This window comes from Alteromonas sp. CH_MED4-4 (assembly GCF_037029575.1).
GTDB lineage: Bacteria > Pseudomonadota > Gammaproteobacteria > Enterobacterales > Alteromonadaceae > Alteromonas > Alteromonas macleodii.
Genome location: NZ_JAYMEU010000022.1, coordinates 22,220 through 37,720, shown reverse-complemented (window position 1 = coordinate 37,720; position 15,501 = coordinate 22,220). Strand labels below are relative to the sequence as shown.

Here is a 15,501-nt window from a genome sequence, read left to right as displayed (position 1 = left end):
AGCATGAAGACAGTGACTTACGTTATCAATTCTATAACCCTTGCGGTTGCGCTATCCACTTTAACGCTTGTTGCGAAAGTCCAAGCTGACTCATCGTTTTCAGTAAACTCGACTTACGCAGACACCCACGGTAACAATGGCACTCACTACGAGGAATCACGTTCTTTATCGAGTAATGAAGACAACCACGATGACTTAACTCTGTCTGCGCTTCACGAAATTCAATCAACCGTTGATGGTTCTGACGACGCTGTTTCGGAAGACACCCACACTAACGAAGAAAAAAAGACTTCGGATAACACCCATGCCAACAGTGAATCGTCAGCTATCTACCCCAAGAAAATAAGCCAGGTACCTTATTCAGCGTTGGGTGTCTTGCCAACAAGCGAAGCTGATGAACAATTCAGCTACGGCGATGACCTACTACAAACTATTTATACTTGGCATGGACGTTCGTCTACGAACGAAATGTACGCTGATAAAGCGTTAATATTTATTCACGGTGGGTGTTGGCTTAATGCCTACGGTTACGAACACGCGAAAGGGATGTACCATGCTTTAGCAGAGCTTGGGATGGGTGTCTACGTAACAGAGTATCGGCGCGTAGGTGATGAAGGTGGTGGCTGGCCCGGTAGTTTAGACGACGTGACACAAGCAATAAGTACAGCCTTAAAACGAATAGAGAACGAAGGGCGCTACACTAACATTTACATTGCGGGGCATTCTGCTGGTGGGCACTTAGCTTTGCTTGCTGCGCAACGCCTTTCTTCGTCATCCTTGAACTTATCGCGCGCAGACATAAAACGGATTATCGGGTTAGCGGCAATTACGGACATCCAGTCCTATGCCAAGGGCCATAACAGCTGCCAGTCGGCTACAGCGAAATTCATGAATGGAACGCCTGAAGATGTTCCAACCGCATATCAAAGGGCTACACCACGGCCAACCCATGGCAGTTTGCCAATTACACTACTCCAAGGCGATGCTGATAGTATTGTGCCAGCGCGCCACGCTGTATTATCTGGAACCAACCAAAAAATAATTAAAAATGGTGGCCATTTCGATTGGCTTCACCCTGAATCAACATCCTTTGATGCTTTACTTGAGGTTATTAGTGAACATGATGAATAAGGTTTTTTCAGCTGAACAACTTGATATTAAAGATCCACTCCGTGACAAGGCGCAGGCATTTTCGCTTCCCGCTAATACGGTCTATTTAGACGGCAATTCGCTAGGGCCTCTGCCTAAGGCAGCGAAACAGCGAGCTGACGAAGTTGTCAATGAACAGTGGGGAAAGGGGCTCATTACAAGCTGGAACAAGCATCAGTGGATCCATCTACCTCAAATAGTGGGTGATAAGATTGGCGGCCTGATTGGCGCTAAAAGTGGCCAAGTTATTTGTTGTGACTCCATTTCTATTAATCTGTTTAAAGTATTAAGTGCGGCGTTAAAAATGCACCCAAGTCGCAAGGTAATAGCGACTACCCGCGATAATTTTCCTACCGACATATACATGGTGCAAGGCCTGCTTGACTTACTCGGCAGCGATTACAGTATTCGCTATGTTGACGAAGCATGCATTGGGTCGCAGCTAACTGACGATATTGCCGTACTGATGCTGACACAGGTAAATTTCAGAAGTGGCAATAAACTCGATATGCAAATCATTACCGAGCAAGCCCACCAAAAGGGCATTTTAACTTTGTGGGATTTAGCGCACAGTGCTGGAGCATTTCCTGTCAGCTTAGACGCATGTAATGTGGACTTTGCAGTCGGCTGTACCTACAAATATCTAAATGGCGGCCCTGGTGCGCCAGCGTTTATCTATGTCGCTAAACGACATCAAGCACAGTATCAACAACCTTTGTCTGGTTGGATGGGGCACAGCTCGCCTTTCTCATTTTCTCCTGATTACGCTGGCGACAATTCCGTGAAGCAAAACTTGTGCGGTACGCCAGGAATTGTTGGAATGAGCATTTTAGATGCGGCATTAGACGTATTTGAAGATGTATCACTTAAAGCTATTGATGAAAAATCCAAAAAGCTACAGGCATTTTTCATCGCTGAAGCCAAGCGCGCAGGCCTTCTGGACAAGTTTTCCATTGTAAGCCCCAGCATCGATAATCGAGGTAGTCAGCTTGCTTTCGCGCACGACCACGCTTACGCCATTTGCCAAGCTTGGATCGCTGAGGGGGTGATTGCAGATTTCCGTGCACCAAATATTCTGCGAATAGGTTTTGCGCCACTGTATTTAAGCTTCGTCGATATTGAAAAAGCGGTGGCAAGCCTTACCGAAATTATGAATGAAAAGCGCTATGAAAACGATGAGTTTCAGCAAAGACAGAGCGTTACCTAGCTGAAAAGCGAGATTATCAGCTAAATAATTGCAATTTTTGAATTTACGCTTAATACTTCGCGGTTGTCATCGATATCTTCACATGTTTTGGGTGTGCAGTTGAAAAAAATAAGAAAATATCTGCTTTGTACCATGTTGTTTGTAGGAGCGAGTTGTTTTAGCGCGCTCCTACAAGCAGAAGCTGGTCAAAAGGCGGCATCTGAACAATCTAATAATGTAACGTACTGTATAGATCCTAACTGGGCGCCTTACGAAGCAATCAGAAACGGCATCCATGTGGGGATTTCTGCCCAATATATGCAGCTTATTGCTGAAATATCTGAGTTAACGTTTACCCTAGTGCCCACTGAGAGCTGGCAACAGAGCCTAGAGTACGTTCAGCAGGGGAAGTGCCAAGTTATCCCCATGCTAAATACTTCCGACTATCGAAAGCAGTTCCTCGACTTTAGTGTGCCGTATTTTGAAGCGCCCAATGTGCTGGTGGCTAAGTCTGGAATGCCAATGATACAAGGCTACGCTGGAGTGGGAAATCGAGTAGTAGGGATTGTTCAGGGTTATCGCCAAGTTGAATATATTTCACGACACTATCCGGGGTTACGTTTAAAGCTTATTCCGTCTGAAGAAGAAGGGCTAAAGCAGCTGGCGAATGATGAGTTTGATGTAATGGTGGGCTCATTAATGAGCGTGAATATGCACATCAATAATTTGAAGCTGAAAGACCTCAATATTGTTGGTTACGCCGAGCCCTTCGACTCATTAGCTTTTGGTGTGAACAAAACCTATGGCCACCTGGTGGACAAGCTTAACTTTGCCATTGAGCGTATTCCAGAAACGCGAAAGGTAGAAATTTATAAGCAGTGGAATAATGTCCAAGTTCGCTATAGTCGTAACTATGTCGTTATGGTTTTGAGCACCGCAATTGTCATTTTAGTTTTCTTGCTTTTTATTTTTAGAAATAGAAACGTTAGCGGCTACAAGCGTATTATTAACCAGAAAAACGAGGAAATAGGTGCGTTACAAGCAACCTTGTTAGAAAAGAACAAGACCCTTGCTTTTTTGTCTGCTCACGACACGGTAACGGGGCTATATAACCGCAATCATATGATCCAGCGAGCGGAAGAAGAAATCTCACGTTTCCATCGATTTCACACTACGGCTTCGTTAATTGTTATCGAACTAACCCCTGTAAGCGATGACAGAGATTCAATTGAGCCCTCGGCTAAAGAAGAGGCGCTAAAAGCCGTGGCAACGAATTGTCTAAATACCGTTCGAGAAGTCGATGTTGTTTCGCGTTTTAGCGGTGAACAGTTTATTATCTTGTGCCCTCAAACCGAGTTAAACGCAGCTAAAAATCTTGCAGACAGATTGTTAGACTGCATTTCTACCCATCACTCGCTTGTCGAGAGCTTTAAAACGGCCATGGGTTTATCTGAGCTCAGGGAGTCTGAGGAATTCACAGAGTGGTTTGAACGCACCATGAAGGCACTGTACCAGTCAAAGCGCCAAGGGTATGGCAACGTAACTGTAGCACAGTAACTTCAGTGAACTAGTTAGGTCAAATTAAAGGGTCGTAGTGCCATTGGTGCGAATCGTAACGAATTTGCGCCCTGTCGTATTCTCGCTCAGAACGCCAGTTACGGTTATTAAGCTTCGCCGATACTCCGGGATAAAGACGTTTGTTTGCGATAAGTTTTATATCTGACTGGTAGTTTTCTTTTGCTGCTTTGACGTCGTTGGCTTTGTTTTCAAGCCACTCCAGCAATGCGCTCTCATTGTTAAAAAGCTCTAACGCTTCAGCTACTTTACGTTGAAGCTCTTTAGGCACTTTCTTACCTTGAATAAGGTTAATCTTTTCTTTGTGTTTTAGATTGTTTTCGCGAATTTGCTTCAACAATTCATCTAAAGAGTCTTTGCGCTCTAACAATTGGTTAAAGCCTGGGCTAAAATCAACTTTCAACGTACTGCCAGATACAGCGCCTAAAGTGCCAGCTTCAACGCGATCTTGGCTGATAATGTCACAAGCAAATAGATTTCCCATGGGCTTATCAATTTGTCCAACTATGACTGCGCCGCCGCAACGCAGGCGGCTATACGCCAACTGACGACCAACAGTAATATTACCGCTACATTGAATATCAATGCCTTGACCGTGTTGAACGTGGATACTGCCGGCTGCGACTAGTTGGCATTGGAATTCACCTTGAGTATCGTTAACTTTACCCATCGCGCCTTCGGTAATGATGATGTCGCCGCCAGACTCGATATACGCCGACTCCACAAAGCCGTTAATGGTTACATCTCCAGCGGCCTTGATTTGCATTTTCTCTGTAACATCGCCGTTTACCAATACTGCACCTTCGTAATTCACGTGCCCAGAGCCAACGTTCACGCCGCTACAAATGAAGGTATCGTCAATGTTCATTATCTGGTCTCGGTATTTCGGCATACCAGAAATTGCAGACATTAATAAATTGGCGTCGCTGTCGGACACCACGGTGCCGCTGCCCATTTTAAAGTTAACCCATTCGCCCGCAACGGCTGGAATTTTATTCCCTTTGATATCGAAGCCAGAACGGCCCTGAGTTGGCTCGGTTCTTCTCAGCACAGGCGTGTTCACTTTAACGCAAATTACTTCGCCTAAATTACGCATGTCCACGCGCTCGCCATCACCCGTCTGGGGTTTTAACACCCTTTCAAGTGCGTTTGGTACCAGGGGAATAAACTTTGAGTTTTTGCCATTTCTAGCTGGTAGGCCCTTCGCGACAATTTGTTCTAGTACTGTGCCTGGAGGAGACTGCCTTGCTTGGGTAAGCATAGATTCAATGGTTTTGGTGCTTAAGCCACGAATGATTCTGTTTTTTACTGCTAGAGATTTAACGGTACTTAATGAGGGAAGTTTACCGCCATAGGGTGTGGTCAGCACAAGGTTCGCCTGCATCCCATCCTCGGGAATGCGAAATTCAATTTCAGCATTTTTGCGCTCGCCAATGCGTTCCTGAACGACAGTGCTATCACCCGTCTTGAAATAATGATTAGCTGTATCACAGGCCGACTTTAACGCTTTTTCAGAAACATACAGTCGCTTAGTTTCTCCGCTCTCTAGTTGCTTTCTTATTTCCCTACTATCAACTTCTGACGTGAAATCAGAAGGATTTAACTGTAAGTTAATGTAGGTTCTTGATTTGTCGAAGCTTATTGTTACGCCATTCATAACTTCTTTATTCCCTTGCGCACGTGTATTCTTTTTATCGGCGGCATCTATCGATTACTTGACGTTGACTTGTTCTCGGCCTGTCTATTTTTTTCATTTACTAATTTAAGGCGTTCTAAAACGCCCGTCAAAGGTTTTCGGCATATTGGTAAAGTGCGCGTAAAATGGCCTGCTTCTCAGGATTGTCGCTGTGTTCATGCGCCAGTGATTCCAACCGCATCATATAGTTTTCTAATGTGATTGAGCCGTGAAAAGCTGAATCAGTCAAGCGAGCTTGGCGATGATGCTGCCACCTGGTCATTTCATCTGCAGTCAGTGTATTAGGATAATTTCTAGCGCGGTATCGAAATAGCTGCTTTCTGAGCCCTTCGTGCTGTGTTTTTTCACTCAGAGTGGCTAAATCATCGGGCTGTGCTTCAATTACACGCTCACACCACCTTCTGTCTTCGTCATTAAGAAACCCACCACTATATAGCGCGTGATCTATATCCAGTTCACCACTTTGAATGTCGTCATCATAGACATCTACGATTTTAGTGGCCAGTTCGGGCATACTGGCAAGTACTTTGTAATTGTCTAAGCAGCGCTCGCGATCCAGTCCTAGTCGTGCGGCATTGTCTTCTGTCATTGCTTTAGCTGTGGTAATAAATGGCGAGCGGTTGACGTGAATGAGCTTAAGCCCTGGTCTTTCTAACGCATCGTCAAATGTATCTGACGGGGCATAAAGCGCCTGTCTAATCTCTTCTGGTGTGTCATTCACTAAACTGTCAATGTCATGCGATAAATCAATAGCGATAAATGCATTGTTGTTGGTTGGGTGCTTAGCCACAGGCATAACCCAAGTGCAACAGCCTTGAGAGGCAGGGAGTTTAGACGAGATATGAAGCAATACCGATGGTTTAGTGAGATCAATTTGCTGCATAACTGTTTGTTTACTGCGTAACGACAGCGCATAATCGAAAAGGCGAGGCTGCTTTTCTTTTATCAGTTTAGCAAGGGCTATTGTGGCGTAGACGTCACTCAAAGCATCGTGAGCGTTTTCGTGGCCAATATTATTAGCTGCAGTTAACGCCTCAAGTTTAAAGCTTGGTGCACCATCTTCTCGGCGTGGCCAATTAATACCATCGGGTCTCAGCGCATAGCACGCTCGCGCTAAATCGATTATATCCCAACGGCTATTGCCATTTCGCCATTCACGTGAATATGGGTCGTAAAAGTTTCTATAAAACAGGTAGCGGGAAACTTCATCGTCGAATCGGATACTATTAAAGCCCACACTACAGGTATTTGGCGTCGACATTTCCTGATAAATTCGCGCGGCGAAGTCAGCTTCGTTAGAACCGTCGCGAATGGTTTGCTGCGGTGTTATGCCGGTCACCAAACACGCTTCTGGATGTGGTAAATAATCATTCGCAATGGCGCTCATGATATTTATGGGTTTACCAATCACATTTAAATCCATATCAGTTCTTACTGCAGCGAATTGGCAGGGGAGATCTTTTTGTGGGCTGGTGCCAAAGGTTTCAAAATCGTGCCACAAAAATGTAGGTGCGTGCATAACCACTATTGCGATGTTAGAGAAATATTGATGGCAGTGTACACCGCGAGAAATTGAATACCAAATGCTGGCGTTAATATGAACAGTGATTTACTTGTTCGCCATCGGCAAGACCTAAAAAAACGCGTTAATCATTGTCTTTTTTTGAGTATTTTGCGTTTTGATGTATCACGCGAAACTTGCGCATTAACAAAATGATGACTAGCTTTAAGTTATCAAAATTTATACGGATATTGCCTGTTTGTCGTTCCTTAAATCCAGTTCATCCATCAGTGAAGCTAAGAGTACTTTAGGCTTAGCGTTAGTACTTGCAACAGTGCTTGTTGTACTTGTTGTTGGTTTGTTCGAAAGTAATATCAAAGCGACGGCTGAATCTCAAACTTTCACGGCATTAGAAGAGAGTGCCGCCAGTGCTGAAAATGCTGCAAACTCTCAGGTGAGAAAGTATATCAATGCGCTTAACTTTCTACATCAGACACCACCTATAAGCGGCATCGTCCGCGCGACTGAAAATGAAAATCTAGACCCCAAAGACGGTACGACGTTGGAACAGTGGAAGCAGCGACTAGAAACGATTTTCGTTGCTTTTATCGAAAATAACGAAGAAGTCGACCAATTAAGGATCATTCAAGCCAATGAGGATGGAAGTGAGTTTATTCGGGTGGAAAGAAACGGGGGAAGTGTTTTAGTAGTTAAGGACAACGATTTACAACCTAAAGCAGCGAGAAGTTACTTCATAGAGAGTGTTAAGCGCAATAAGGGCGAGTTTTATATTTCAGATATCAATTTGAATCGTGAATATGGGAATCTCGAGTTTCCTTATAAAAGCGTTATTCGCCTTTCTCTTCCAATCTTCAGCAGCTCTGGTGAGCGTTATGGTTTTATAATCATGAATGTAAACGCCCAGTTTCTACTGTCGCAAATGGAACAAACGCTTGTCGGCAATCAATTACTATTTGTTACCGACAGTGAAGGCTTTTTTGTCAGTCATCCAGACAGTGATAAGTCCTTCTCCAGAGATTTAAATCCTATGGTGAATTGGGCGAGCGAGTTCGAAAGCCCTTCGAAAATAGGCAGGGCTAAAATTAAACAGACCGCACAGACAAACTCATCTTTGTATACGGTCACTCGTGCTTTTACGATAAACGGAAATCAGCAAACCGCTCCGTTTTTTCTTCATACGGCATTGTCTCAGTCAGAAGTGGCAGCCCTTATCAATGAGAAGAGGATTAGCGTTTACAGTGTAATTGGGGTAGTTACGCTAATTTTTGTAAGCGTTTTACTCTTCGTACACCGAAGTAACAGTAAAAACATTGAGCTGGCTAAGGTGCGCGGTGAGTCCGTTGCTATTATCGCTATATCTAAAGATGCGATTTTTAGCGTAGATTCTGCTGGCGTGGTGAAAAGTTGGAATATGGCAGCCGAGTCACTTTTTGGGATCCCAAGCCAGCTTATTTTAAATCATCACTATTCGTCATTTGAGGAGCTTTCTCTATTAGGGCTTGAATCGGTTCTCACCAAAGGCGGAAAGCAAAGTACCTTTACAACCCCTTACACCGATGACGAAAAAGAAGAGCACACGCTACTTATAACCGCATCTACCATTTGGGGTGAACAGTCACAGTTTTCAGGCGTTGCTGTTGTAATTAGAGATGTGACCGACGAACGAAAGGCAAAAGACGCGATAGAAAGGGTAAACCTGAAGCTTGAAGAAAAAGTGGTAAGCAGGACGAAAGAACTTGTTGAAGCGACGCAAGAGGCGCGAAAAGCGAGCAGTGTTAAAAGCTCTTTTATTTCCAATATTAGCCATGAAATGAGAACACCGTTAAACGGGGTAGTTGGCTCGTTGGCGCTACTTAAGCGTCAGCCCCTTAATGAGAAAGCTGAACAGCTTGTTTCCATGATGGAAATTAGCTGCAACAATCTCAGCGTGCTGATTAACGACGTTCTCGACTTGTCTAAAATTGAAGCGGGCAAGCTTGATATTAGTAATCAGTATTTTGACCCGCTTGCACTTATCGAGTCTATCGCCAAGGTCTTTACCGTTAAAGCAGCTTCTAAAGGACTACAGCTTCTTGTTGACACAACAGGTCTTCCCCCCGTGGAAATAAACTCAGATCCACACAGAATCAACCAAATTCTTAGTAATTTATTGAACAATGCTATTAAATTCACTGAAGAAGGGCATATAAAGCTACAAGCATCGTTAAGTGATGTAGATGCGGGGACACAACAACTTCATTTCAGCGTATGTGACACGGGCGTAGGGATAGCACAAGAAAATCAGCCCAAACTGTTTACCGCGTTTACGCAGGCTGATGCATCTGTTGCTACCCAATACGGAGGTACCGGACTTGGCTTGTCTATCTGCAAGCAATTGAGCCAGCTTATGGGAGGAGACATTACGTTCAACTCTGAAGTTGACATTGGCAGCACCTTCTCATTTTTCGTTACACTTCCTGAAACAACTTACGACAGCGCGTTCGAGCATAAAATGGCGGTGGAAAACGAAAGTATGCTGCTTAACGGAATCACAATCGGTGTTTCTGCAAGTTATCCACCTTTAGAGGAAAACATCTGTTGTTTAGCCTTACACGTCGGTGCAGAGCCGCAAGTAATAGGTAAGCATTCTGAGTTAGGAACAGTACCTTGGACGCAATTTAATGCCATTATTGTGGATGAGGCCAGTTCACTCATTCGTGAGCTAGATGATATATGGCAGGCACAAGCTGCCACTAAAGACGCTGGTTCGTTACCTGTGGTTTATATTCTTCAAAAACTAGAAGGAACACCTTTCCACTTCAATCACCTTGTGCCGCTTTACTTGCCAAAGCCATTATTCAGGTCGAGTTTTGCAATTGTCCAGCAAGGGTTAGACGCTGCGCTGTCGGGATATACATTAAACCAGTCAGATATCTCATCGGGTAAAGGGAAAGCTGAGGACATCTCAGACGGTGAAGAGGCAGCAGACGATACTGAGCAGCAATTGTCTATTGAGAATGCCAACTTATTGATAGTTGATGACAATATGATCAATCGCGAGGTGGCGAAGGGAGTGCTGGAAAGTTTACCTGTTAAATTGTTTACCTGCAGCGATGGTGAGGAAGTTGTGGCGTTCTTGACGAAATGTGAAAGCAAAGGCCGCAGAATTCACAGCATATTGATGGATTGTCAGATGCCTAATATGAATGGTTATGACGCTACCCGAGCCATACGAGAAGGTAAGGCAGGAGCGATGCACAAAGATGTACCTATAATTGCCATGACAGCCAATGCCATGCTCGGCGAAAAAGAGAAATGTTTAGAGGCAGGTATGGACGACTTTGCGACAAAGCCTGTCATGGCCGATGTACTTATTCCTAAAGTGAAACAATGGTTAGTGCATCAAATAACGGCATTAGCAAGTGCAGAGCTTAACGATACTGATACGAGGTCAGGTACCGGAATCACTGCCAGCGAACCCCCACTGGTTGACAGTTTGTTGAGTGCCATCTCAAAAGAAATGGACTGCGACACGCTATCGCATTCAAGAACAGAGGCTCAGTCAAGTAAAGAGTCTGAAGTAGAAATAGCCCCCACGATAAAAAACGCGAAAATAGCTAATGATATCGCCGCTCGCGAGGGCTCGGAGAAGGAGGCTGAAATTGATAACGTCAATCAAACTCAAGCTGATGAAAACAATTCAGAGGGGCTTGATGGATGTTGGGAAAAAGACGATGCCATTGCTCGGATAATGGGCGATAAAGCGCTATTTTCTCGTGTCTGCGACCTGTATTCCAGAAGCGCGCCTGACAAGCTTAAATTACTGCAGCAGGCTGTTGATAGTCGAGACTTCGAAAAGGTTCAGGTACTTTCATTGAAGCTCAAAGGTATGTCTGCAGATATTGGTGCCGTACAGTTACAACGAGACTTTGAGAGCTTATGGGAATTGTCAAAGGCGAAAAAGTGGGAAGACGCTGAAGCGCTACTCCCTTCCATCACCGATGATCTTAATACTTTCTTAGAGATCCTCGAGGTAGCCTAGCCTACCTAAGCTAATTGTGTCATCTTACGTCTAAGGTCGCGTAAAAATCGCATCAACAGAGCGCGTTGAATTGATTCTAGAAATCTGTACTCAAACCATCTCACAGATTATGCGCGCACGTAAAACGTAGCTATTAGGAGTAAAGCTTTTGAACCCATCTCGTATTTTTCGCCAGCCGAATAAAGTTCGACATGCACTGTATGCAATAGGCGCGCTTGCTGCATCGTTTGCCATTACGAGTGTTCCAGCATTAGCGGATGATTCCAAACAATTAGGAAAAACACCCGTAGCTATCGCTATTCATGGCGGTGCAGGAACCATTTTAAAATCATCGATGACGCCAGAAAAAGAAGCGGACTACAAAAGAGTATTAACCCAAGCGGTGCAGCATGGCTACGCCTTGTTGCAGAAAGGCGAAAAAGGTGAAGTGGCGGTAGTAGAAACCATCAAAATTCTTGAAAGCTCGCCGTTATTTAATGCTGGCATCGGTGCGGTATATACCTTCGACGGTGAGCACGAGCTTGATGCGTCGATAATGCACGGCGGCAGTAAAAATGCAGGTGCTGTTGCGGGGGTGAAAACAATAAGAAGCCCAATAGAGGCTGCGTTATTGGTAATGAATGAATCTCCACACGTTATGCTTTCTGGGAGAGGCGCTGAAGATTACGCAAAAGAAAACGGCCTTGAACAGGTAGACAACACCGTTTTTGATACCGAGTTTCGCAAGCAGGCTTTAGATAAAGCGAAAGCACGTATGCAGCAAGTCTCGAGTGGTTACGGTTCGCAGCAAGGCAATGAGCGCTTTGGCACTGTTGGAGCCGTAGTATTGGACCAAGAGGGCAATATTGTCGCGGGAACATCCACTGGCGGAATGACGGCTAAACGGTATGGACGTATTGGAGACTCGCCTGTTATTGGAGCGGGTACCTATGCCGACAATGAAAGCTGCGCGGTATCGGCTACAGGACATGGTGAATATTTTATTCGATACAACGTGGCAGCAGATATTTGTGCGCGAATGAAGTACCAGGGTTTAACGTTAAACGACGCTGCGAACACTGTAGTTAACGACGTACTAGTTAAAGCCGGTGGCGATGGCGGTGTGATTGCTATTGACGCTAAAGGTAACGTCGCTATGCCGTTCAATTCTGCGGGTATGTACCGCGCTAGCGTTGACATAAATGGTAAAGTGAAAGTGGCAATTTACAAAGACTGATCACTGAAAAAACTATTTGTTATTTTAATGTTAAATGTGCTGGCTTGTATGCAACGAAACGTCTAATCTTAAAGTGTGGGGGAAAATTGCTTTCACATGTGGTTAAAAATAATTGAAGTGCCGTAACGCCAATTAAGTCGCAGTATCGGTCACATTAGGCGCCACGGCTGGAGAATTGAAAATGGAATCGTTGCAAGTCAGTGATTATATGAATACTCACCCAGTGAAGCTTAATGTCGATATGCCCGTTGCGCAGGCCGTCGAAGTGCTGTTAGCCAGTGGGCAGAGTGGTGGTCCGGTACTCGATAGCAAAGGTAGAGTGGTGGGCTTTTTGTCTGAGCAAGACTGTATCGCTCAAATGATCGCGTCAAGCTACTATCGCGAACAAATTTGTAGAGTAGGGGAAATCATGAAAACCCCTGTAATTTCTATCAAACCTTATATGTCGGTAATAGAATTAGCGCAATTACTGTTAAAGGAAAAGCCGAGAGTTTACCCCATTGTTGATGATGATGGGGTACTGTTAGGCTCAATTAATCGAACGGCCGTGCTACGGGCTATTGATGTTCAATTGAATGATGGATACCAGCGCGCGGGTTAGACATTGTTTGGGATAACGCACTTTTATTTAGCTTGGTAGGGTTTAGCGCTGCAGGTAGCGTAATGAATGAAGATGCGGCGCTGGGTTAGAACGGCTTGAAGCTAGTGCGGCGCCATGCATTTATCATATACCAGAAAGGAGGCGTTAACTTGCTTAACGCCTTCTTTTTATTTACTTTTCGAATTATCCGTTACATGTCTGAGTGGCGTTCACGCTTGGCGCTCGCTAATTTTCTGATCGCATCTTTAAGTGAGGCACCAGCAACTAGCTTAAAGTTTTGGGTCTCGCTATGCATGACGTTTCTTCCATCTTGTACTACCCAAAGCCCTTCGGTGAACCTTCCTCCCAAGTTAGCGTTGGTTACATCAAGCCCATCTGTTTCCGACACGCCGTCAATTTGCGTGGCTTTATCTGCCGTAATTCGAACAAGCCCCATAAGTTCCAAGACTTCAGGGTTCTCATTGTGTACGTGATAGATAGCATAGCTGTTATTACCCTGACTCGATGCGATTAGGTAAGTTTGTGCATCTACATTAAACAGTGCCAAACCTTCTATATCAGCTTCTACCGGGGCTTCTATCTCTGCGATGAACTGAGGTTGATTGCTGTTTGAAGTAATATCCAAGGCCCAAATCCCAGCACCTTCCTCACCTAAGTATGCCGTGCTCGTTTTAGTATCCACAACACATCCTTCTGGCTGTGAGGGCAGTGAAAAGGACTGTGTTAAATGTCCATCAACAGCTTTGTCTGGGGAGATAGACACGCTATATCGTTCGAAGCGGCCACTGGTGTCGTTAGCAAATACATGAGCTATTCCGCCTGACACAAACAGACATATGCCGTATATATCATTGAGTGTAGTGCTTATGTGGCCAAGCTGAGTCATATGACCGCGTTTATCTATTTCAAATACAGACAAACTGTTATTCGACCGGTTTGATGCCACTGCGATATCGATAAGTGGCGTATCGCTTTGCCGAGCTTTGGTTTCTGCCACAGATACCTTGTATCCCACATCAACGTTATTCACTCTGCCAACAGGAAGGCTTTGCACTAGCTTGCCGGCTAAGTCATAGCTATTTAATGCGCCTTTTTTGTCGGTGCCGATTATGCGGCTTTGTGAAGCGCTGTGCGAGTTGACCCATATGGCAGGGTCGTCAGCGGAGTCGCCATGATTTTCCACTGGGTCAGTTTCAACATCGGGTTTAACCTTGATAGTTAGGTTTGCATGTTGGGACGCGCTGTTATCTGTATACGCCTTCTCCATGTAATTTTCTTTTAGCGAGGTAGCTTTAAAATCGGTACTGCATTGTCGATTAAGTATAGCTGCGCTTAGTTTTGAAGGAAGCTCGGCAGTAAACATGTCGCCTGATTCGTCATCGTCAACAACAAAAGAAATGTGTGTGCCTTCTTCACTTAACAACAGGTGAACAAATTCAGGCTGAATAAAAGTAGACTTGTTGGTTGCTTTCAACTGGCGAGCTGCTGAGTTACTTTCGTTCGCCGTATTTATTAGCGAGACAAATTGCGTAAGACATGGTGCTTTGAGCCATACCCCGCTGGCATCCGGGCTTACCCAGGCAGCGATATCCACGCCATCTACCGTCGTTGAAGATAGGGTGGCTACACCTTCAATGGCCACATCTTGATCGTGAAAAATAAGGGTTTTTGCTAGCTCACTTTCAATATCGGTATCTAATTGCCACACACCGGCAAATTCGTCAGCAAGGTATAGCGTTTCGGTGTTGGCATTTATCGCGCAACTTTTAATGCCTGGACCTATCGCAAAGTCTCTAAGCGATAAAAAGCGCCCGTTGTAAAATTCATACTGATTCAATGTGCCTGTCGCATCGATATTAACAATTTGCAGTTCGCCAGCGCTTGATGTTGTAGCACAAATGGCTTCAGAACCTTTGGTCAACTGGGTTTGCGGTTGGTAAACCTCAAGAGACGCGGCGTTAATGCGATACACCTCTATGTACTGGGTGTTGTTATTGAACACTACTAAAGACACCCATTGTTTTGAATTAGATTCCACAACTTCGGCACGTGCTAAGGTGTAATGTCCCGCAATGAAGTGTTTTTTTCCTTCAGAGTTACTTAGTGAAATACCCTTATGTTCGTTAACATTAATGTTGATAGCGTGGGTGTCATCGTAAACTTTATGTTTGTTGTTGGCGCGGGCGTCCTTGCTAGTGTTGTTAGTATGGGTGTCTTTGTAAGCGTCTTTGTAAGCGTCTTTGTAAGCGCTTTGGGTGTTAGAATGGTCGGCGTGCGTTTGGTAGTGCAGAGTCAGGCCTAAACCCTTTTTTAGCTTTGTTAGCGGTAATGCGATGTCTTGGCTTTCTGCTTTTACTAGCTGGCTTTCGCTGTGCGCTAACTTGATATTCGCACTGGTATCTGCGCTGGTATTAGTATCGTGAGAGGCTGCGCAACTGAACAACGTTAAAAACGCGCTCGAAAGTGCCGCTGTGGTAAATGTGGTTTTAAAAACTGTTTTGGTGTGACGCTGATTGGTCATTGTTGTTATTGTCC

General features: G+C 44.7%; 9 protein-coding genes. 6 read left to right on the top strand and 3 right to left on the bottom strand.

From position 1 onward, the window contains the following. Positions 1–3: 3 nt before the first annotated feature. The 3 genes from WA381_RS14810 to WA381_RS14800 all read left to right on the top strand — a co-directional run bounded on the left by WA381_RS14810 (position 4) and on the right by WA381_RS14800 (position 3,892). Positions 4–1,131 (top strand): alpha/beta hydrolase family protein, encoded by a 1,128-nt coding sequence (locus WA381_RS14810; protein WP_156086277.1) that lies wholly within the window; start codon positions 4–6, stop codon positions 1,129–1,131. Further along, entirely contained in the window at positions 1,121–2,356 is a 1,236-nt protein-coding gene (kynU, locus tag WA381_RS14805; RefSeq protein WP_156086278.1) for a kynureninase, read from the top strand. Before WA381_RS14810 ends, kynU begins: the two co-directional genes overlap by 11 nt. Before the next feature lie 132 nt (positions 2,357–2,488). Continuing rightward, positions 2,489–3,892, top strand: coding sequence for a diguanylate cyclase (locus WA381_RS14800; protein WP_156087332.1), 1,404 nt, complete (start codon positions 2,489–2,491; stop codon positions 3,890–3,892). Between the two features lie 19 nt (positions 3,893–3,911). Here WA381_RS14800 and WA381_RS14795 read toward each other — a convergent pair whose 3' ends face one another. Then, positions 3,912–5,567, bottom strand: coding sequence for a FapA family protein (locus WA381_RS14795; RefSeq protein ID WP_014976276.1), 1,656 nt, complete (start codon positions 5,565–5,567; stop codon positions 3,912–3,914). Positions 5,568–5,694: 127 nt separating this feature from the next. Beyond that, complete coding sequence (sbcB, locus tag WA381_RS14790; protein WP_014949167.1) at positions 5,695–7,125, bottom strand: exodeoxyribonuclease I; 1,431 nt, start codon at positions 7,123–7,125, stop codon at positions 5,695–5,697. Positions 7,126–7,366: 241 nt separating this feature from the next. On the opposite strand from sbcB, the gene WA381_RS14785 reads away from it, so the two are divergent. The 3 genes from WA381_RS14785 to WA381_RS14775 all read left to right on the top strand — a co-directional run bounded on the left by WA381_RS14785 (position 7,367) and on the right by WA381_RS14775 (position 12,966). Continuing rightward, positions 7,367–11,149: an ATP-binding protein gene (locus tag WA381_RS14785; RefSeq protein ID WP_156086279.1), complete on the top strand. Its 3,783-nt coding sequence runs from the start codon at positions 7,367–7,369 to the stop codon at positions 11,147–11,149. Positions 11,150–11,297: 148 nt separating this feature from the next. Further along, positions 11,298–12,365 (top strand): isoaspartyl peptidase/L-asparaginase family protein, encoded by a 1,068-nt coding sequence (locus tag WA381_RS14780; protein WP_075176398.1) that lies wholly within the window; start codon positions 11,298–11,300, stop codon positions 12,363–12,365. 181 nt (positions 12,366–12,546) lie between these two features. Continuing rightward, positions 12,547–12,966, top strand: coding sequence for a CBS domain-containing protein (locus tag WA381_RS14775; protein WP_014949170.1), 420 nt, complete (start codon positions 12,547–12,549; stop codon positions 12,964–12,966). A gap of 190 nt (positions 12,967–13,156) precedes the next feature. Here the strand turns inward: WA381_RS14775 and WA381_RS14770 are convergent, their stop codons facing one another. Beyond that, positions 13,157–15,487 (bottom strand): phytase, encoded by a 2,331-nt coding sequence (locus WA381_RS14770; RefSeq protein WP_156086280.1) that lies wholly within the window; start codon positions 15,485–15,487, stop codon positions 13,157–13,159. Positions 15,488–15,501 lie beyond the last annotated feature (14 nt).